Annotated in this window: 13 protein-coding genes and 2 tRNA genes; 12 read left to right on the top strand and 3 right to left on the bottom strand. The window is 39.3% G+C overall.

The window, feature by feature from the left end:
• Nucleotides 1-182 precede the first annotated feature (182 nt).
• Complete coding sequence (locus BM291_RS13280; RefSeq protein ID WP_092898192.1) at nucleotides 183-1,760, top strand: NAD(P)/FAD-dependent oxidoreductase; 1,578 nt, start codon at nucleotides 183-185, stop codon at nucleotides 1,758-1,760.
• A gap of 328 nt (nucleotides 1,761-2,088) precedes the next feature.
• On the opposite strand, the gene BM291_RS13275 is transcribed toward BM291_RS13280, so the two are convergent.
• The 3 genes from BM291_RS13275 to BM291_RS13265 all read right to left on the bottom strand — a co-directional run bounded on the left by BM291_RS13275 (nucleotide 2,089) and on the right by BM291_RS13265 (nucleotide 5,541).
• Nucleotides 2,089-2,523: a hypothetical protein gene (locus BM291_RS13275; protein ID WP_092898190.1), complete on the bottom strand. Its 435-nt coding sequence runs from the start codon at nucleotides 2,521-2,523 to the stop codon at nucleotides 2,089-2,091.
• A 66-nt stretch (nucleotides 2,524-2,589) separates the two neighbouring features.
• Complete coding sequence (locus BM291_RS13270; RefSeq protein ID WP_092898188.1) at nucleotides 2,590-3,771, bottom strand: class I SAM-dependent rRNA methyltransferase; 1,182 nt, start codon at nucleotides 3,769-3,771, stop codon at nucleotides 2,590-2,592.
• Between the two features lie 150 nt (nucleotides 3,772-3,921).
• Nucleotides 3,922-5,541, bottom strand: a complete 1,620-nt coding sequence (locus tag BM291_RS13265; protein WP_092898186.1) for an ABC-F family ATP-binding cassette domain-containing protein — start codon at nucleotides 5,539-5,541, stop codon at nucleotides 3,922-3,924.
• A gap of 164 nt (nucleotides 5,542-5,705) precedes the next feature.
• Here BM291_RS13265 and BM291_RS13260 point away from each other — a divergent pair, with 164 nt between their 5' ends.
• From BM291_RS13260 to BM291_RS13210, 11 genes are all read left to right on the top strand, one after another.
• Nucleotides 5,706-8,810 (top strand): PKD domain-containing protein, encoded by a 3,105-nt coding sequence (locus BM291_RS13260; protein WP_092898184.1) that lies wholly within the window; start codon nucleotides 5,706-5,708, stop codon nucleotides 8,808-8,810.
• Between the two features lie 160 nt (nucleotides 8,811-8,970).
• Nucleotides 8,971-9,978 (top strand): UDP-glucose 4-epimerase GalE, encoded by a 1,008-nt coding sequence (gene galE / locus BM291_RS13255; RefSeq protein WP_092898182.1) that lies wholly within the window; start codon nucleotides 8,971-8,973, stop codon nucleotides 9,976-9,978.
• Between the two features lie 372 nt (nucleotides 9,979-10,350).
• The gene (locus tag BM291_RS13250) at nucleotides 10,351-14,697 is read left to right on the top strand and encodes a PAS domain-containing hybrid sensor histidine kinase/response regulator (protein ID WP_092898180.1); all 4,347 of its coding nucleotides are present in this window, start codon (nucleotides 10,351-10,353) and stop codon (nucleotides 14,695-14,697) included.
• 203 nt (nucleotides 14,698-14,900) lie between these two features.
• Nucleotides 14,901-14,974, top strand: a tRNA-Asp gene (locus tag BM291_RS13245).
• A gap of 151 nt (nucleotides 14,975-15,125) precedes the next feature.
• Nucleotides 15,126-15,199, top strand: a tRNA-Asp gene (locus BM291_RS13240).
• Nucleotides 15,200-15,345: 146 nt separating this feature from the next.
• Nucleotides 15,346-16,293, top strand: coding sequence for an acetyl-CoA carboxylase carboxyltransferase subunit alpha (locus tag BM291_RS13235; RefSeq protein WP_092898178.1), 948 nt, complete (start codon nucleotides 15,346-15,348; stop codon nucleotides 16,291-16,293).
• 51 nt (nucleotides 16,294-16,344) lie between these two features.
• Nucleotides 16,345-17,184, top strand: a complete 840-nt coding sequence (locus tag BM291_RS13230; RefSeq protein WP_092898176.1) for an MBL fold metallo-hydrolase — start codon at nucleotides 16,345-16,347, stop codon at nucleotides 17,182-17,184.
• A complete protein-coding gene (locus BM291_RS13225; RefSeq protein WP_092898174.1) occupies nucleotides 17,174-17,977 on the top strand; it encodes a patatin-like phospholipase family protein in 804 nt (267 codons plus the stop codon). The genes BM291_RS13230 and BM291_RS13225 overlap by 11 nt, the downstream gene beginning before the upstream one ends.
• Nucleotides 17,974-18,534 (top strand): 1-acyl-sn-glycerol-3-phosphate acyltransferase, encoded by a 561-nt coding sequence (locus BM291_RS13220; RefSeq protein WP_092898172.1) that lies wholly within the window; start codon nucleotides 17,974-17,976, stop codon nucleotides 18,532-18,534. The genes BM291_RS13225 and BM291_RS13220 overlap by 4 nt, the downstream gene beginning before the upstream one ends.
• 146 nt (nucleotides 18,535-18,680) lie before the next feature.
• The gene (locus BM291_RS13215; RefSeq protein WP_092898170.1) at nucleotides 18,681-19,850 is read left to right on the top strand and encodes a DUF4221 family protein; all 1,170 of its coding nucleotides are present in this window, start codon (nucleotides 18,681-18,683) and stop codon (nucleotides 19,848-19,850) included.
• A gap of 394 nt (nucleotides 19,851-20,244) precedes the next feature.
• On the top strand, nucleotides 20,245-21,780 hold the full coding sequence (locus tag BM291_RS13210) for a SulP family inorganic anion transporter (RefSeq protein WP_092898168.1): 1,536 nt from the start codon (nucleotides 20,245-20,247) through the stop codon (nucleotides 21,778-21,780).
• The last annotated feature ends 7 nt before the right edge of the window (nucleotides 21,781-21,787 follow it).

The raw sequence follows: 21,787 nt of genomic DNA, 5'->3' as shown, positions 1-21,787 counted from the left end.
TAAGTGCATCATACTGCTGAAAACACTATCTTTGAAAACCCTTTTAAGGATAAATACCTTACTATGAAATCGAGCATATTAAAGTTGCTTTATAACGTGTGGATTATGAACCATGCTAGATTCCCCTTCATACTGATGTCAGCAGAGCAGGCATGTGACCTTAAAAGCCAAATTAACATCACATGAAAAAAGAATTTACCTTACAATTGAGTCCTCAAGAGGCTTATGACCCCATCATTTTTCAAGAAGTAATTCTAAAGAAAGCTGGTCTTCCAGTGGATTCTACGGATGTTGTTGCCAGGCAAGTGAAACGTTCTATCGATGCTAGAGGTAGAAATGTTAAAGTCAATATTCTAGCGGAGCTTTTTGTCAAAGAGACTCCTCCTGCTATGTTGGATCATCGGCCTGAATATAAAAATGTTGGAAATGAAGATCCAATCATTATTGTAGGCGCAGGGCCGGCTGGACTTTTTGCGGCACTTCGTGCAATAGAACTAGGAGTGAAACCAATTGTGATCGAAAGAGGTAAGGATGTCAGATCCCGTCGTCGTGATTTAGCAGCTATCAACAAAGATCATGTGGTGAACCCTGATTCGAACTATTGTTTTGGAGAGGGAGGAGCAGGTACCTATTCAGATGGGAAACTATATACCAGGTCCAAGAAGCGTGGAGATATTCGAAGGATCATGGAAATATTTGTAGCGCATGGAGCTACGGAAGAAATACTCGTCGATGCGCATCCTCATATAGGTACAAACAAACTTCCGAAACTGGTGGAAGACCTTCGAGAAAGCATCAGGCAATTTGGAGGAGAAGTTTTGTTCGACACTAGAGTAGAAGACTTCATCTTGGAAGGAAATGAGATGAAAGGAGTGGTGACTCAGCATGGAGATAAAATCACAGGTATAGGAGTGATCTTGGCTACAGGCCACTCTGCTCGGGATATTTTCTATTTGTTGCATAAAAAAGAAATCACGATTGAAGCGAAGCCTTTTGCACTAGGAGTGAGGATTGAGCACAGCCAAAATCTTATCGATAGTATACAATATCATTGTGGGCTAGACCGAGGGCCATATCTTCCTGCTTCAGCATATTCACTTGTTCATCAGACAGAATTCAAAAAGAAACAAAGAGGGGTTTTTAGCTTTTGCATGTGCCCGGGAGGATTTATTGTACCATCAGCTACTGCTCCAGGAGAGTTGGTGGTGAATGGAATGAGTCCTAGTCGTCGAGATGGTAAGTTTGCTAATTCGGGAATTGTAGCTTCTGTGGAGTTAGAAGATTTACCGGAATATCAAAAGTTTGGACCTTTGGCGGCGATGGAGTTTCAGGCAGATATTGAGAAAAAAGCTTGGCTGTATGGTGGTAAAACTCAAGCTGCACCAGCTCAGCGAATGGTTGATTTTGTGGAGAAAAGAGTGAGTTCAAATTTACTTGACACATCCTATCAGCCGGGCTTGAATTCAGTGGAAATGAGAGATGTTTTACCTGATTTTATTTCAGAGCGTCTTGCTATGGCTTTTAAGGCTTTCGGACAAAAAATGAAAGGCTACTACACTAATGATTCTCAGTTGATAGGATTAGAGAGTAGAACCTCTTCTCCAGTTCGTATTCCTCGAGATCGTGAGTCTTTTGAGCATGTTCAGATCAAGCGTCTTTACCCTTGTGGAGAAGGAGCTGGTTATGCTGGAGGTATCGTATCTGCAGCTATGGACGGTGAAAGATGCGCCGAGCGATTGATAGAAGCCTATGTGAAGTGATGTCTGTAGGGGCGAATCATCATTCGCCCTTACCGATGCAAATATCCTCAGGAGTTACAAATCCAGATTGACCAAGAAATATCAGTAATTTGAATCAGGCCTGAAAGGCCATAATATCCAAGCGATGGGTATAGCCCATCGTTTAATCAGAGCGAATATTTATTATAGCCCTGAAAGGGATAGATCTTTCAATCTACTATTAAACCAGAAAGTGGTAGCATGACAGATGCTACCTCTTTCTGGTTTAATATTGAATCGTGAATCGTGAATGATGAATGATGAATGTTGAATATCGAAGTTTTTAAACTCAAATCATTGACTTATACGCTTACGCCAACCAAGCTGACCAAGGGATTCTGCTTAGAATAAGAACAAGTCCTATGGCATACATCATGTAAATACTTCTGAATCTAGCACGAGATGCACCTGGTTTTTTTGCTCTGATATAACCGATACTAATTAAGACAATTGCAATAATATTCATCAACGGATGCTCAAGAGCTATCAATCTGGCTGCTGGATCAGACATTGCTGAACCTGATTGTAACATCTCCATTCCTAGAGGACTTAGGAAATATAGAATCAAACCTACTAACAACTGGATGTGGGATAGGATAAAAGCGATCAAAGCGATTTTCCGATCTTTCTCCGTGAATTCACGATTTGAAAGTGACCCGATTAGCATGTAAATAATTACCACTACCAAAGCAAGCAATGCCAGATAAGCGATTCCTGAATGAAGATGCTGAATTCCTGTGTACATGATGTGTTTTTATTAGTAAACGAAAATAAGTCAAAAGACTTTAATTCTTAAGTATAAACTCTGATTTTACTCAACAAAGAGCACCAAACCTTTGAGGTATTCAGTTTCCGGATGAAAAATGTTGATCGGATGATCAGCTGGCTGCGTTACTTGATGAAGGATTTTCACCTTTCTACCACATTCTAGAGCTGCTGCCGTAACTGTGTTACGGAAAAGTGCTTTGTCCACCACCTGGCTACAGGAGAAAGTGAAAAGGATTCCGCCAGATTTGATCTTCTTCAGTGCTTCAGCATTTAGACGCTTATAAGCCTGAACAGCATTATGTCTCGCTTTTAGATTTTTTGCAAAAGCAGGTGGATCTAGCACGATCACATCGTAATCATCACCAATTTCACGGATGTATTTAACCACATCAGCTACTTTGGATTCATGCTTCCCTTTGATTTCAGGATTGAGTTGAATATTCTCCTCTGTAAGCTCTATGGCTTTAGATGAAATATCTACAGAGTGAACTTCTGCTGCTCCCTCTTGCAAAGCCAAGACTGAAAAACCTCCAGAGTAGCAGAAGGTGTTTAGAACTTTTTTGCCATGAGAGTAATCAGTAAGAAGCTTTCGGTTCTCTCTCTGATCGATGAAGAATCCAGTTTTCTGACCCTTTTCCCAATCAATTTTATAAGTAGCTCCGTATTCCTGAACCAAATCGGTTTTTGGCTCGCCGAGAACCCATTCGTTGGATGTGATACCCAAATTCTTTGGTAAGGTCTCCGCACTTTTGTCGTACACGCCTGAGATCTGATCTCCATAAGCATTCTTGATGGCTTGAGCGATTTCCTTCAAATGAGCGTGCATTCCAATCTGATGAGCTTGGATCACTGCCGTTCCATTATAAAAATCCACGATTAATCCTGGAAGCAAATCTCCTTCACCATGTACCAATCTGTATACATTAGTTTCCTCATTCTCAGTAAGTCCAAGGCTTTTTCGTAAAGAAAGCGCTGAAGCGATTTTCTCATTCCAAAAAGCTTGATCTATTTCCCGCTCCTCGAAGGAAATAATTCGAACCATAATTGAGCCTTCAGCAAAATGACCTATCCCTAAAAACTCATCTTTCGAAGAGACAACCGTAACCAATTGACCATTTTCAAGATTGGCGTCTTTTTGGAAAATAGCGCCAGAAAACACCCAGTGATGGCGTCTTTTCAAGGAAATCTCTTTTCCGTGTTTTAGGATAATTTTAGGATAGTTCATCAGTAGTTGAAGTTAAGTAAAAGCAAAGGGAGCGAACGACCTGCCAAAGCATAGTTATTCGATCCCTTTAAGAATTTTGAAGCTAAAGCTCCGACGGCGATTAGGATCGCCAAATAAATTATGATTGCAGTGAGTAGCAATGAGCTAGCCTTATGACTTTGCGTACATTTTCTCTCTCAATTCCTTGATTTCTTCACTTTCAAGATAAGCCTCGTAAGGCATTCTTCTATCGATCGTTCCGCTTGGAGTGAATTCTACTATTCTATTTGCAGAAGACTGAACAAACGCATGATCATAAGATGACATCAATACAGTTCCGGTGAACTCTATAATGGCGTTGTTGAAAGCAGTGATGGATTCCAGATCCAAGTGATTTGTTGGCTCGTCCATTACCAGAAGGTTAGGATTCTGAAGCATCATCTTGGAGATCATACAACGAACTTTTTCTCCTCCGGAAAGTACAGAACACTTTTTCAAGGACTCTTCACCTGTGAAAAGCATTCTTCCTAAGAAAGTTCTCACGTACGCTTCTTCCTGATTTCCTGAGAATTGTCTCAGCCATTCGATCAGAGAAATATCTGTTTTGAAATACTCAGAGTTATCATTTGGCAAGTATGCCTTGTTGATCGTAACTCCCCATTTGATACTTCCTTTGGAAGAAGGGATTTCCTCCATGATCGTTTGGAAGAATTTATTCACTGCCTGCTTGGTCTTAGAGATAAAAGCAATTTTATCGCCTTTGTCTACCATCAAATTGACGTCAGTGAAGTAAGTCACTCCATCAGCTTTCAATTCCAAGTTCTCCGTCATGAAAATCTGATCTCCGGCTTCTCTTTCTGGCTTGAAAATGATGCCTGGGTATTTTCTCATCGAAGGCTCAATCTCATCGATGTTTAGCTTTTCGATCATTTTCTTACGCGCTGTAGCCTGCTTAGACTTGGCAACGTTGGCAGAGAATCGATCGATAAATGCCTGCAATTCCTTTTTCTTATCCTCAGCCTTCTTGTTGGAATCCGAACGCTGCTTCAATGCAAGCTGAGAAGATTCGTACCAGAAGGTGTAGTTACCAGAGTATATTTTGATTTTACCAAAGTCAATATCCACGATATGCGTAGAAACTGAATCAAGGAAGTGTCTATCGTGAGATACTACGATTACCAAGTTTTTGAAATCAAGCAAGAAGTTCTCTAACCATTCGATTGTAGCTGCATCCAAATCATTGGTAGGCTCATCGAGGATCAAAATGTCAGGATTTCCGAAAAGTGCCTGTGCTAATAGAACACGGACTTTCTGATTACCCGCAAGATCTTTCATTTGCATGTAATGCAGATCTTCGGTGATTCCCAGACCCGACAGAAGGGCAGCAGCATCAGATTCAGCATTCCAGCCATCCATCTCTGCAAAATCCGCTTCAAGTTGGGAAGCACGCAGGCCATCTTCTTCAGAGAAATCCTCCTTCATGTAGATAGCGTCCTTTTCTTCCATGATGGCATAAAGTGTCTTGTGTCCAATAAGGACAGTCTTTAGCACTTCGATCTCATCAAAGCCGAAGTGATTTTGACTCAAAACAGCCATACGCTGACCTGGAGTGATGCTAATACCACCACTTGTACTATCCATTTCACCAGAAAGTATTTTCAAAAAAGTTGACTTTCCAGCTCCATTAGCCCCGATCACACCATAGCAGTTGCCAGGATTGAACTTTAGAGATACTTCGTCGAAAAGGGTTCTTTTACCAAACTTGAGGGATAGATTATCTACTGAAATCATAAAGGTGTTTCTTCTTTTTTGAGGCGCAAAGATAGGAATTAAATATGTGAAGACTTAGGGATTGTCCACCTTTTGGACTGAGAGAATCTTTGTTTGTGCTGGATGGAGAGTTTTATTTTTATCAGTTAGCTATATTGAGATGTTATTGAGTATAAAAGTCCTGCATGAAAAGATTTTACAGAGTTGGTTTACTAGTGTTTTGCCTGCAATTTTTTGTATTGGCGACCTATGGCCAAATCTCTACTATTGGCAAGGAATTTTGGTTGGGGTACATGGACAATAACAGAATTCTTCCAGGAGCACCAGACAGGGCCGTTTTAGAAATAGCAGCTGTTGAAGATGCTACTTTTACCATTGAATATCTTGGACAGTCGATTAGCCAGTCGTTAAAAAAAGGGGAGAGATATAATCTGGTAGTGGATTCAAGAGATGTGGAGCTACATCATAGGTCCTCAGGAGTGGTTGAAAAAAAAGGAGTTTATGTCAGCTCCACGGGTGATTTGTCGGTTTATGCTTTTAATGAAAGAGTAAGAAGTGCTGATGGGACTGTCGTTCTGCCCTTAGGAACACTTGGGAAAGACTACTATGTCACTTCTCATTATGAGAGGCTCACCTATCCAGTGGGATACGACGGAAATATAGATGATGAAAGCAGTCTGCTGGTGATCGCAACGGAGAATGATACGCAGGTAGAAATATCCAAAAGTAATGGTGCCCCACCCATTACCATTAAATTGGATCGTGGTCAAAGCTATCAGATAAAAGAAAAGTATGATCTCACAGGGTCAAGAGTGAGAGTAATCGGAGATGATGCGAATTCTTGTAAAAAAATTGCTGTCTTCGGAGGAAATAAATGGACTTCGGTAGGAAACTGTGGATCAGCAAATGACAACCTTTTTCAGCAAGCTTATCCCGTCACTACTTGGGGGAAATCTTTTATCCATGTGGCTTTGGAAGGTAGATCCTCAGGTGAATTAGTCAAAGTTTTGGCAGCAGAGGAGAACACTGAGGTAGTTGTAAATGGAGTCCAACGTGGTTCTATCAATGCAGGTGATTTTTTGAATATTGATCTAAAAGCAGATGAAACAGTCTCTATAACAACTTCAAAGCCTTCATCAGTAACTGTATTTTCTAAAAGTCAAGAATGCAATAATTCCAATGATCCTAATTTTGGACAAGGTGATCCATTTATGATTACCTACAGTCCAAATGAACAGTTGCTGAAAGATGTGAAGTTTTCTGCTCTGTCATTACAGTCCATAGAGGTGAATTATGTCAATATTATTGTTCCCGCTGGTTCTCAGTCAAATACTGTATTAGATGGTAAAAATATAGGAGCTTCCTTTTCTCAGGTTCCTGGCAATTCCTCCTTTTATTTTGCCAGAATAAGTGTTTTTCAAGGAGTACATCAGTTGACAAACCCAGAAGGATTTATAGCATACGTTTATGGGTTTGGGTATTTGGAATCCTATGGATACGCTGTGGGTGCAGCCTTGGATAACTTGAATTTTGAAGTCAAGGTTGACTATGATTTTGAAGTAGTTGGAGATCTCACAGCTTGCCTCAATGAAGAGGGAACTTGGTCTATCACCTCAGAAAATGAAAAGTTTACCTACTTCGTTTGGGATTTTGGCGATGATTCTGCTGTTCAAGAAGGTCAAGAAGTGACTCATACATTTGCTAAGCCAGGTAAATATGAAGTTTCTGTTACGGCTTCCATCAGTCAAAACACCTGCGATCAACAGGAAGAAGAAACGTTTACCGTAGAAGTATTAGAATCTAAAGCAACGCTAGTAGGCGAGCAGTCGGTTTGCCCTGATGTAGAAGAACTGATTTATAAGATTGAAGGAAAAGAACATATTAAGTCTGTAACTTTTGAAGTTGAGGGAGGCGTTGTCGTACAAGATTATGGTGATTCAGTTTTGGTTAAGTGGGGTCCGCCTAATGCAAATGCTAAAATAATTGCTACACCTTTAAGTCAGAACGGCTGCCTCGTTGATCCAATTTCTCTAGATATACTAATCAATGCCAAGCTTGATGCTGCTTACCCTATTGGGGATATAGCTATCTGCTTTGATCCTCTGGCTCCACATTTTTATGCTGCCCCGAATCCTTCGGTAGGACGCGGCTACGAATGGATGGTGAGCGGAGGGAAAATTATCTCTGGAGAAAACCAAGCTACGGTTGAAGTTATTTGGGAGACAGCGGGAATAATTGGCACAGTTAGCTATATGACATATAGTCTTGTCGACCAATCCTGTGCTGGAACTTCTGAAGAATTGCAAGTTTCTGTGGCAGAAGAGTTTGTCGTTGAATTAGGAACTATCGAAAATGTCAAATGTTTTGGTGAGTCCAACGGGCAAATAGTCCTGGATATCGAAGGAGGTGTTTCACCATACGTATTTACCTGGTCACATGACCCTGAATTGAATTCAGCAACTGCAGGAAATCTACCCATTGGGATCTATTCTGTTACCGTAATTGATAATATTGGATGTGAGAGAATTATAGAAAACCTAGAAATCACCGAGCCGCAAGTATTAGAGATTGCTTCAATCACTACAGCTGGTGTGAGTTGCTATGGTAAAAAGGATGGAGTTCTGAATTTGACGGTGAAGGGCGGAACTGGTCCATATACATTAGACCTGGATGGCGAGAAAGTTTTTTCTGGTCAGTTGAGTTTGACGGATGTTTCTCAAGGATCTTACGAACTTATGGTTTTTGATAATGCAGGTTGTTCCGTTCCAATAACTTTTGAAATTTCTTCGCCAGCTGCCTTGAAAGTAGATGTAAGGCTGACTAAGCCAGCATGTCCTGGAGGCAGTAATGGTGAATTGTTTGCATTTCCAGCAGGAGGCAAAACTCCCTTTATCTATTATTGGGAAGAACAGAATGTTACTCAGAGTTCGCTTACCGGATTGTCAAAAGGTGCATATACTATATCTGTTTTGGATGCATCTGGCTGTGTGAGTTTAGGAACTGGATTGGTAACCGAAGAGGCACCAGAGGTGCGAATGCCTTCTGGCTATTATCCAAAGAGGGATGGAGGCGTTTTTCAGGCTGTTTCCAATTGTGAAATCAATTTCAATCTCTGGATTTATAATAGATGGGGACAGCTAATCTATTCTGGTTCTGAGGGATGGGATGGCTTAGTTAATGGGAGAAATGCTACGCCAGGAAGCTATACTTTCTTGATGCAATATAGTTTTCCTCTTGATGATGAGGTTCAGACGGTACAAAAGCGGGGAAGTTTTACGTTAATAATGTAACCCAATGAAACACTTCGTTGACTTAATGATTTTCTAAGGCGATTGTCAATAGGTGTTTTCAAAGTTTACCAAGTCTTCAATTTTTCACTAACTCTTATTACAAAACAATTCTATTATCCATCCAATTGGATAGTTTTGTCTTAGCAAACTTTTACAATAGATGAAAAACATTTTAATCACTGGCGGAGCCGGATATATAGGTTCTCACACTGCAGTTCAACTAGTTGAAGCGGGTTTCAACCCAATTATCATTGACGATCTCTCTAATTCTGACGAAAAAGTACTGGATAGATTAGAAGAGATTCTAGGCAAAAGGCTTACTTTTTATAAGGGCGATTGCAGCGATCGTAATCTTTTGGATCAAATCGCTGATAAACATGATATCTCTGGTGTCATTCATTTCGCAGCTTTCAAGGCGGTGGGAGAAAGTACCGTGCAACCCTTGAAATACTACCAGAACAACTTGGGTTCTTTATTGACAATTCTTGATTTTATGCGTGCTAAGCAAATCAAAGACCTGGTTTTTTCTTCTTCATGTACAGTCTATGGTCAGCCGGAGATATTGCCGGTTACAGAAGAGACACCTAGACAAGACGCTGAAAGCCCTTATGGCAATACGAAGAAAATCTGCGAGGATATTTTGATGGATTTTGTAAAGAGTCAAGCTGGAATCCGAGTGATTTCCTTGCGATACTTCAATCCAGTAGGAGCACATCCATCTGCGAAAATAGGAGAGTTGCCTATTGGCACTCCAGCTAATTTGGTTCCTTTTGTGACGCAAACTGCCGCTGGTATCCGTGAGAAACTGACGGTATTCGGTGACGATTATGATACTATGGATGGCTCATGTGTTCGTGACTTCATCCATGTGATGGATTTGGCAGATGCTCATGTGAAAGCTTTGGCGTATTTAGGAGAGCAGAAAGATGATTTCTACGATGTGTTTAATGTAGGAACTGGAAATGGAAACACTGTATTGGAAGTTATAAGGACTTTTGAAAAAGTTAATCGTGTAAAAGTGAATTTTAAAATCGGAGCAAGAAGGCCTGGTGACATTGTGAAAATCTGGGCTGATACAGCTAAAATTAACTCCGTACTAAATTGGCAACCTAGTTATTCATTAGAAGACTCACTGAGAGATAGTTGGAACTGGCAAAAAACATTGTAAGCTAGTATTATCAATGAACAATTGATCTCATGTCTTAGTTATAAGGTTCACTTAAAGATAAATTCATCATTGAGTGAACCTTATTTTTTTTGATCTACTAGAAAAGAATGCTGCTGAGAAGAATTCTTTAAACTTAAATCATATTAAATATTTAGGTAAAAATTGACTAAAAAGCGTATTCTTTTATTCGAAGAACGTTAATCGGTATGTTGGTTTAAGTCTTATCAAAAAGGTATCATTGGCAGACTTATTTTTAAGTTTGAATATGATCTACTCTTTTTATTTCTTACTAAAGAATCATAATTTGTGGGCGAAATGATATCAATTTCCATTAGATCATTAAATAAAAATTGAAAAATTTTAAGTTTGAATATGAATAAGTCCGTAAAGGGAGGAAGTAACTCATCATTATCGTCAGTCCTAAATTATCAAAATCTTGATGCTGTAAAAGACGCTTCGCTTTATAGGATATGCCAGTTAAGTTCTATAGTTAGCGGTACTTCTAAGGCACTTATTCTTATTGAAGGGCCAGAATTTGGTTTCAAGGCTGAGATAGGCTTTAGCGTAGATAATACTCAGCTTTTATCTTTTTTTAAGTCCCAGATAGAAGCTACGAACACACTAATAAATTGTAAGGATGTGAAGAGCCCTTCACTTGCAGATAATATTTCTAAAGCGCTTTCTGCTTATGATATTAATGCTTTTGCTGGGCTTCCTTTATTTGAAGAAAAAGGCGGATTGATCGGTTGTCTTTTTGTGTTTGGTAGTGAAGCAATTTCGCTTGATGAAAAGGCTGAAAATGCATTGAATTTGCTCGCAAGTGAGGTAAAGTGTATTATACAAGAACGTAAGTTGATCGCTGAATACAGCAATCTAGAGAAGCTATTTAATCTTTCCAATGATCTGATTTGTATAGCTGGACCAGATGGATTTTTTAAGAAAGTCAACCCTTCTTTCTCCCAGCTTTTGGGCTGGTCATCAGAAATCTTATTAAGTCGATCATTTTTCGATATGGTGCATCCTGATGATCTGGATAAAACTAAATTGGAACTTGAAAAACTTAACAAAGGAGAGTCTACCACTAACTTTTCTCATCGGTTTATTCATGAAGATGGTACGTATAAAATCCTGGAATGGGTAGCTACACCCAATCAAAATTCAGAAGATATATATGCCATCGCGAGAGATATTACGGATTGGAGCGATGGGGAAGCGGTATTAGCCCAGAGTGAGGCACGTTTAAGAGCTTTTTTTGATAATTCCCAAGGGTTCATGTGTACTCATGACATGCAAGGGGTGTTTTTGTCTGTTAATGATGCCGGAGCAACAATGCTTGGTTATTCTAAGGAAGAATTAGTAGGGATGAGTCTATTTGATATAGTTCCTGAATATCGAAAACCTGTAGTGCATGGATATTTGAAGTCCATTGATGAAGTAGGATTATTAAGTGGTCAGATGATCACTCAACATAAGGATGGTCACTTGTATACCTGGATGTTCAATAATATCCGAGAGAAGGGTGTGGATGGCAGTTATTATGTGATTGGAAATGCGATTGACATCACTGAACGCATGAACTTGGAGGAAGATTTAAAGCATACCAAGTTTTTGCTTGAAGAAACAGGTAAGGTTGCTAGAGTAGGAGGCTGGAACCTTGATATGGAAAAGCAAGAGTTAACCTGGACTCCTGTGACTAGGTTGATTCATGAAGTAGCTGACGATTTTAACCCAGATCTCACCTCAGGTATCAATTTTTATAAAGAGGGGGAAAGTAGAGATAAGGTTATTAAGGCCGTAAACGAAGCAATAAACGAAGGAAAATCTTGGGATTTGGAATTGCAACTGGTTACTGGTTTAGGGAATGAATTGTGGGTACGTGCAATTGGACAGTCCGAGTTAGTAAATGGGGAATGTAAAAGAGTCTTTGGTACATTTCAGGATATAGATGAAGCAAAAAAAGCGCAATTAGAATTAGAAAGGACTAAGAAGGTTCTTGATGATGTAATTAATGCATCATCTGAGGTAAGTATAATTGCCACTGATCTAGCTGGTATTATTACCGTATTTAATCCAGGAGCGGAGAAAATGTTGGGTTATACCGCTGAAGAAATGGTTGGTAAGCATACCCCTGAAATAATCCACGATCATCAAGAAGTCGAATTGCATCTGGCAGAACTTCAAAAAGAATTTGGAAAACATATAGGTGTTGAAGAAGTCTTCACCGCTAGGGCAGAAATAGCCGGTATGGAGCAACGAGACTGGAGTTACATTGCAAAAGACGGCTCCAAGAAAACTGTATCGTTGGTTGTTACTCCTATCCGTGATGTTGATAATGTGTCAATTGGTTATTTAGGCTTTGCTTCTGATATTACTGAGATCAGGAAAATGGAGAAAGAACTCATTTATGAGAAGAGTCGTCTTTCTGCTTTTGTGCAACACGCGCCTGCAGCTGTGGCTATGTTAGATAACGATATGAATTACATCGCAGTCAGTAACCGCTGGGTGGAGGATTATCAATTAGCAGGAAGAGAAGTAGTAGGGAATTCACACTATACTATTTTCCCATCTATAGGCCAAGAAGGTAGAGAGCGGCACGAACGTATTTTAAATGGTGCAGTAGAAAAACGGGAGGAGGAATTAGTTAAGGTTCCTGGATTTGCCGAAGACCAGTATGTCACTTGGGAGATGAGACCTTGGTATCTTCCTAATAAGGAGATTGGAGGCATAATGTTGTTCACCCAAAACATTACAAGTCTGGTAAGACAGAGGGAGGAGTTGAAAAAGGCAAAACTTCAAGCAGAGGAAGCAAGTGTTGCTAAATCAGAATTCTTAGCCAATATGAGTCATGAAATCCGTACTCCATTAAATGGTGTAATTGGATTTACTGATCTTGTCTTGAAGACAAATCTCAACGAAACGCAACATCAATACCTTTCCATTGTTAATCAGTCTGCAAATGCCCTACTGAGTATCATCAATGACATTTTAGATTTTTCTAAAATAGAAGCTGGTCGTTTGGAATTAGACATAGACAAGTGTGATCTCTATGAAATGAGTTCGCAAGCAACTGATATCATAACCTATCAGATCCAAAACAAAGGGTTGGAAATGCTGCTAAACGTAGCAACAGATCTCCCTCGATTTGTACATGCAGATTCAGTTCGTTTGAAGCAGATTTTGGTGAATTTGTTAGGCAATGCTTCTAAGTTTACAGAAAGTGGAGAAATAGAATTGAAAATAGAAACCCTAGAAGCTAAGGGAGATATCTATAAAATTCGGTTCGCAGTTCGAGATACTGGTATAGGAATTAAGGCTGATAAGCAATTAAAAATCTTTGAGGCATTTTCACAGGAAGACAGTTCTACTACTAAGAAATATGGCGGTACAGGTCTTGGCTTGACTATTTCAAATAGTCTTCTCAGACTTATGGATAGCAAGCTTCAATTAGTAAGTGAGCCTGGAAAGGGAAGTACTTTTTTCTTTGATGTGACTTTGAAAACTGAGAAAGGAGAAGCGATCGATTGGTTTGATGTAGATAAAATAAAAAATGTACTAATAGTTGATGATAATGAGAACAACAGACTAATAGTTCGGCAAATGTTGTTGCTTAAAAACATACAGTCCAAGGAAGCTCATAATGGGTTTGAAGCACTTCAACTTTTGTCAACAGGAGAACTGTTTGATGTGATTCTGATGGATTATCATATGCCATTTATGGATGGTCTTGAGACTGTACGTAAGATAAGAGAGAGTTTTACTTCTTGGGGAGGTGAGGAGCCTATCATGTTGCTTCACAGTTCTTCTGATGATCATAAAATCATAGAAAGCTGTAAGGAGCTACGTATTCATCACCGTTTAATTAAGCCGATTAAAATCCAAGATTTTTATCAGGCTTTATCTAGGCTTCACAAACCAGACGAATTTAAGGAGGTAAGCATTTTATCTGATGCACCAGAGGAAAGGGCTAAGGAATTTACGATTTTACTAGCTGAGGATAATCTAGTAAATATGCTGTTGGCTAAAACTATTATCAAAAAAATTGCTCCATTAGCAACTATAAAAGAAGCCACAAATGGTCAAGAAGCTCTTGAATACTGCAAAAAGCATTTTCCTGATATTATCTTGATGGATGTTCAAATGCCTGTAATGAATGGATATGAAGCCACCAAAAATATAAGGCTTTTAGAAAAGGATACGCATGTTCCTATTATCGCGTTTACTGCGGGAAATGTGAAAGGAGAGCGTGAGAAATGCTTAGCTGCTGGAATGGATGATTTTGTGGTAAAGCCTGTGGTGGAAGAGACTGTGGAGATGATCCTAAACAAATGGGTAGGCACAGAGGCTTCTAAGGTGAGCCTGAAAGAGGAAGTGAAAAATTCAGGTGTAAATATTCATTATAATCCGGCTAAGCTGAGGAACTATACAGACAATGATCCAGTGGTTTTAGATAACATTCTAAAAATTGTAAAAACTGAGTTAGCAAGCTCACTTTTGTCATTAAAGGAAGTCATTGAGGAAGAAGATTTAACTAAAATCAATGAAGCGGGGCACAAGCTCTATGGTACAGCTATTTCTGCAGGTATGAGTGTGCTGACTGATTTGGCTAGTGAATTTGAGCATATGAATACCTTTCAACCTGCTAACATGCATGAACTGTTTGAACGTGTAGAAGCGGAAATAACCCTGGTTCTTGATATGATGGAGGAAGAGAATTCTTAAGGAATTCTTCATTTTGATAGCATTTGAGTATTTCAAATTCAATAGAGATGAAAAATATCTCCTTGAAATAGAAGTTCATACGAATTAATAACGTAAAAATTTGAATCTACTTTTGCAATAACAAATCTAAAACATACCTTTGCATCACTCAAAAACGGGGTAGTTGAAGAGAAATCTAAAACGGTCTCGAATTTGAAAAAAACGGAGTGGTAGTTCAGCTGGTTAGAATGCCTGCCTGTCACGCAGGAGGTCGCGGGTTCGAGTCCCGTCCATTCCGCTTAAATTTGATGAAAAAGATCATCAATTTGTGACAAAAAAACTTAGTGTAGTGGTAGTTCACTTGTGAGATGTATGTCCCGATTCATTGGGAAGATCGCAGGTTTGAGATCACACGAATGAGATATAAACAATCTCAATTTAAAACCATTGGAGTGGTAGTTCAGCTGGTTAGAATGCCTGCCTGTCACGCAGGAGGTCGCGGGTTCGAGTCCCGTCCATTCCGCAAAAAAGTCCCGAAGAAATTCGGGACTTTTTTTGTTTTACAAGTATTTTTTGAATTCTTCTGTATTTATAAATATCCACTGCTCATTAAAAATTTTAATTCCCAAGGGTATATGCTTATCTTTGTTTTTCCCAAAAATCACCACAATGGTATTAGAATTCGAAAAACCTATAGCTGATTTAGAACAGAAACTTCAGGAAATGAAGGATTTGGCTATTGGCAGAAATATAGATTTAAGCTCAGATATTGTATCCCTTGAAGATAAAATTCTTGCTTTGAAGAAAGAAACTTTTCAAAATCTGACACGCTGGCAGCGCGTTCAGCTTTCTAGGCATGCTGATAGACCTTATGCACTGGATTATATCTATGAGATGACAAATGATTTTGTTGAACTCCATGGAGATAGGAATGTAGGAGATGATAAGGCTATGATAGGCGGTCTAGGAGATTTAGATGGCAGGTCGGTGATGTTCATCGGACAGCAGAAAGGTAGAAACACCAAGCAACGTCAGATGAGAAACTTTGGGATGGCAAATCCTGAAGGCTACAGAAAGGCTCTCCGCCTAATGAAGATGGCAGAGAAGTTTGGTAAGCCTATCATCACTTTGATCGATACTCCAGGCGCTTTTCCAGGCCTGGAAGCAGAAGAAAGAGGACAGGGAGAAGCGATTGCAAGGAATATCAGAGATATGTTTATGCTGAAAGTCCCTGTCATTTGCATCATCATTGGTGAAGGTGCATCAGGCGGAGCGTTAGGTATTGCTATTGGAGATCGAGTACTCATGCTTGAAAACTCTTGGTATTCAGTTATCTCTCCAGAGAACTGTTCTACTATCCTTTGGCGAAGCTGGGATTACAAGGAGCAAGCAGCTGAAGCTCTTAAATTGACAGCTATAGACATGGAAGGCAATGGCTTGGTGGACGGTATAATTCCTGAACCACTTGGCGGAGCTCATAGAGATATGAAAAAAATGGCTATTACGCTAAAGGAAGCTATTCTCCATGCCTTGAAGGAACTGGATAAAATCAAACCAGAAAAAAGAATTGACCAACGCATCGACAAGTTTAGCTCGATGGGTGTAGTAGTTGAGTAAAATATTTCAAGCCCGGACTTCTTTCAAAGTCCGGGATTTTTCTTTCATATCATGGAATTACACGTAGTCAATACAGGATTTTTCAAACTGGATGGAGGAGCCATGTTTGGTGTGGTGCCAAAAACTCTTTGGTCCAGAACAAATCAAGCCGACGAAAATAACCTCTGTACTTGGGCAATGAGATCTTTGCTTGTAGTCGATGGAAATAGAATCGTATTGATTGATAATGGAATTGGAGATAAGCAGGACGCTAAGTTTTTCTCCCATTTCTACCTGCATGGCGATGACTCTTTAGATAAAAATCTGAAGAAGCTCGGAGTCAGCCCTCATCAAATTACTGATAATTTTTTAACTCATTTACATTTTGATCATTGTGGAGGTGGAGTGAAGTATGGCTCACATGGCCAATACGAGATGACTTTTCCACGAGCTACCTATTGGTCAAATAAAGAGCATTGGCAGTGGGCAACTGTTCCAAATCCCCGAGAGAAAGCTTCTTTCCTGGAAGATAATATTCTTCCAATGCAGGAGTTAGGCCAGTTAGGTTATTTGGATCTGGACAAGAAGTCATTCCTTCCGGGATTTGATTTTATCACAGCAGATGGGCATACTGATAAACAAATGCTGCCAAAAATCCAGTACAAAGGTAAGACTGTTGTCTTTGTAGCTGATTTACTTCCATCGGTGGGGCACATTCCTTTGCCTTATGTGATGGGCTATGACACTCGTCCACTTCTTACTATGGATGAAAAAGCTAAGTTCTTAGAAGAAGCAGCACGTGAGGAATATGTTCTATTCCTAGAGCATGATGCGGAAAATGAGTGCTGCACTGTAAAAATGACAGACAGAGGCGTGCGTTTGGATCAAACATTTAGACTGGATGAAATCTAATCTTAAGATAGGTATTGCTCTTTCCGGTGGAGGAGTGCGGGGGATTTCTCATTTAGGAGTTCTGAAAGCTTTGACTGAGTCAGGTATTTATCCTACTAAAGTTTCTGGAACTTCAGCTGGGGCTATTGTCGGAGCGATGTTTTGCCAAGGCTACACACCAGAGGAAATTCTTAAAATAATCGTAGAAACTAATTATTTCAAGTTTTTGCGTCCAGCGATTTCGCTAACAGGATTCCTGAAAATGGATTCGGTGGGAAATCTGTTTAAGCTCTATCTTGATCATAATGATTTTTCCAAGTTGCAGATCCCTTTGACTGTAGCGGCCACTGATATCAAAAAAGCTAAGGTTAGGTATTATTCAGAAGGGGAGTTGATCCGCCCAATTATGGCTTCTTCCTGTATCCCAGGTATGTTTGATCCCATCGTGATAGGCAAAAGATACTTAGTGGACGGAGGAGTTCTCAATAATATGCCGGTAGAGCCACTTGAAGGGGTGACCGATTATGTGATTGGAGTGCATTGCAATCAACTTCCCGAGGAAAGCAATGTCAGTAATATGAAAAAGCTGATTGAGCGCTCTGTAATCATGGCTATGAATTATAATGTGTACACTCGAAAATCTAAATGCGATTATTTCATCGAACCTCCAGGACTTGGTAGATATGGAGTATTTGATATTAAAAAAGCTTCTGAATTATTTGGTGTTGGTTATGATTACACGATGAATTACATTGAAAATAATCCCTCCATTTTGGAATTAGCAACGAAAAGCAATAAATCTAGTATAGCATGATGAAGTTTTTGTCTCGTATTGTGTTTTGGTTATCAGGTTGGTCTTTGAATAATCAATGGCCGAAAGGATTGAAAAAAGCGGTACTTATCGCTATTCCACATACTTCCAATTGGGATATCTTGTATGCTCGTGCAGCTTTTTTCCTTATGGATATACCAGTTCGCTTTACCATCAAAAAGGAAGTAATGGTAGGGCCTTTAGGCTGGTTGCTTAAGGGGCTTGGAGCAATTGCTATAGATAGGAAACGGATTCCAGGAGGTAAAAAACAAACCTATACTGAATCTATGGTCACTATGTTAAATGAACGAGACGAACTCGTAATCATGGTGACTCCAGAAGGAACTCGAGGTCAGGTAAAAAAATGGAAATCAGGGTTTTATCACATAGCACTTGGAGCGAATGTCCCTGTAGTTGTCGGCTACTTGGATTATAAGAAAAAGGAAGCGGGCATCGGTCCATGCATCTATCCTGATGGAAATATGGATGCGCAAATCGAAGAGCTAAAAGTCTTCGGAAGAACTGTTACCGGAAGACATCCAGAGAAGGGCATTCTGTAGAATTTGAGAATGCTATTAGGAAATAGCGCTTGTCATATAGCGTGAATTCTATTTAACTTTTTGTAACATCTCAAATTGAATTTTTAGGTTGAATTCATTAGCTTCTAGTTCAAAAGGTTTTTAACTGAATTCTAAAATAGCATTTTATGAGATTGTTTATTGCTGCTGCGTTATTTTTAGTTGTTATTTCCTGCGTTTCCAAAGAAGAAAAAGAAGAAAAAGAAGAAAAAATGCATACGGTTTCGGATCAAATAAGAGTTTCATTTGATACTGTGCTGGTGGATTCAGGTGATGAGTTCCTTTATTTACATGATCAGCTACGCAACTCTGATCTATCTAGTGACAAAAATTTTCTATTCAATTTTAATCTAAGAGATTTAACAATAGAGAAGATCGATTTAAATCAACTTAAGCTTGAAGAGATAATTAAATATGAAAAAGAAGGACCTAATGGACTAGGGGCTTCTTTCCCAAGTTTCAAAGTTTTAAGCGACCAAAATTTACTCTTTTGGACTTACCGTTTCTATAAAATATTTGGTCAAAATGGTCTATTGAACAGGGATCTGGAATTGGATAAAATAGCCAGTGAGTACTTCGCGGGAAATGAGTATTACGCAGCGTCACTCTTCGTAGGCGAAAGTAATCCGAACAGGGTTTTAGAATTAATCTACCATCGCGAAAGCGGAAAGAATTTTATACTTGACTTTGATTTAGCGAGTCAGACCTTTAAAAAAATTGACTTACCCGAGTTGGATAAAAACTTAGATTATAAGGTTGAGCTATTCTCTGGTGGACGTTCTGCAGGTGGGTATGGTGGTGCAGTTATTTCCTTTCAGATAAATGATAAAATTATTTTTAGCACGAATACCTTTAATGAAGTACAAGTTTTTGATTTAACTACTGATAGCCTATATCTTAAAAAGTGGGATACGCCATTACTTGGATATAGGAGAGCTTACTTACCTCCCAAATCGGTAGAACAATCCTCAGGAGAATTTAGTGAGATCGTCAGGAAATCTGATGAAGATATTTCTTTTATGAGTTTGGTTTGGGATGAAAAAAACGAAAGGTATTTCAGGTTCTCACAAAAAAGACAGTTCGCAGAAGAACAAACCGATTATGGAAGGTACATACCGACTGGAGCGGATGTTTTTTTGAGTGTATTTGATGAAAATTTGGATTTGTTAGCTGAATCTCAAATACCAGAATTGACACAACCTCCTAATATTTATTTTGCTAAAGATGGGAACATCTGGATGTTTGAAAATGTCAATGATGAACTGGCATTCGTCATTATGAAAATTGAGGATCTCTAGAGATTGTTTGACTGAGAAGGCTAATCTTGAAGGTATGAATCAAAATAGTATGCGCGACTTATATTTTAGTAGTAGCTAGCATCTGCTTTTAATAGATAAGTAGTTTCTATTTTTAGTGAGTAAAGCACTTTAAACAAAGTCAGGGAATAGCCTCGAAATACTTCTCTGATAGGCTGGGAGGTGTTTTTTGAAGTTTAATTTGCCTGACTACCAGTGAAACGCTACATTTGCAGCACCTAATGAACAGAACACCCTACGCATCTTCCCCAATCACACCGCCTTAAGTATAGGCTAATACGCATTTTTTCCAATTGTTATTTATTGGCAACTTTCTCTTACCGAAAGTTTTTTCTATCGGTACCTATTTCAATTATATATCTCAGATTCTACACCCATGCAGAAAATCATTAACCTTTTTGATTTTAAACAACAAGTAAATTATAAGAATGAAATTCTAGCAGGGCTTGCGGTCTCAATGACCATGATACCGGAATCCTTATCCTTTGCTATACTAGCTGGTCTCCCTCCCTTAACAGGACTTTACGCAGCGTTTTTAATGGGTATAGTTACTGCTATTTTAGGAGGAAGACCAGGTATGGTTTCAGGTGGTGCAGGCGCTACAGTTGTCGTGCTTATTGCGCTAGCCGCTTCGCACGGGGTAGATTATCTTTTGGGTGCAGTTGTATTGGCTGGAATCTTACAATTGCTGGTCGGTCTATTCAAACTAGGGAAATTTGTTCGCTTAATACCACAACCTGTCATGTACGGGTTTCTAAATGGTCTTGCTGTTATCATTTTTATGGCTCAAATCGAGCAATTTAAAATCTTTGAGGGTGGTGTTTCTACCTGGATGCAAGGCCCAGCGCTTTACCTGATGGTAGGGTTGACTTTGCTCACCATCGCTATTGTGTATGTATTGCCAAAGTTCACCAAAGCTGTTCCAGCTTCATTGGTCGCTATATTAGTTGTTTTTGGAATAGTTTATTTTCTCGATATAGATACTAAGAAAGTTATAAATATTGCTTCTGTAGGAGGTGCATTACCTTCATTTCGTATTCCAGAAATTCCATTTAGTCTGGAAGCTTTAAAAATCATTTTCCCCTATTCTCTTGTAATGGCTGGGGTTGGCTTGATTGAAAGTTTGCTAACTCTGAATATGGTGGATGAAATAACCAATACGAAAGGTCAGTCGAACAGGGAAGCTGCTGCTCAAGGTATTGCCAATATCACAAATGGTTTTTTTGGTGGTATGGGCGGATGTGCCATGGTAGCGCAAACTTTGGTCAATATAGGTGCAGGAGGGAGATCTAGACTTTCTGCAATCGTAGGAGCGACTGCTATTCTAGGCGTTATTCTGGTTGCTGGTCCTGTCATAGAACAAATCCCGATGGCTGCCTTAGTTGGTGTGATGATGATGGTGGCTATAGGGACTTTTGAGTGGGTAAGTTTTAGGATCATTAATAAAATGCCTCGACACGATATTTTTGTAGGAATCCTCGTAGCGGTGATCACGGTGGTTTTACACAATTTAGCCTTAGCAGTATTGATAGGAGTGGTTATTTCAGCATTAGTATTTGCTTGGGAAAGTGCCAAACGAATACGTGCTCGAAAATATGTAGATGAAAATGGAGCTAAGCATTATGAGATTTACGGCCCGCTTTTCTTTGGTTCTACTACCGCATTTATAGAGAAATTTGATGTGGAGCAAGATCCTGATGAAGTAATTATTGACCTCAGAGAAAGCAAAGTAGTAGATATGTCTGCTATTGACGCGCTTCACAAAATCACTGAAAAATATCTAAAACAGGGGAAAAAGGTACATCTAAGACATTTAAGCCAAGATTGTAGGCTATTGCTAAAAAATGCCGAATCGGTAATAGATGTAAATATTATGGAAGACCCAACCTATAAAGTGATGACAAATAAGTAGATGGATT

The sequence above is a fragment of the Algoriphagus aquimarinus genome, from assembly GCF_900112005.1.
In the GTDB taxonomy this organism is placed as follows: Bacteria; Bacteroidota; Bacteroidia; order Cytophagales; family Cyclobacteriaceae; genus Algoriphagus; species Algoriphagus aquimarinus.
This window is presented reverse-complemented; position numbering and strand designations above follow the sequence as displayed.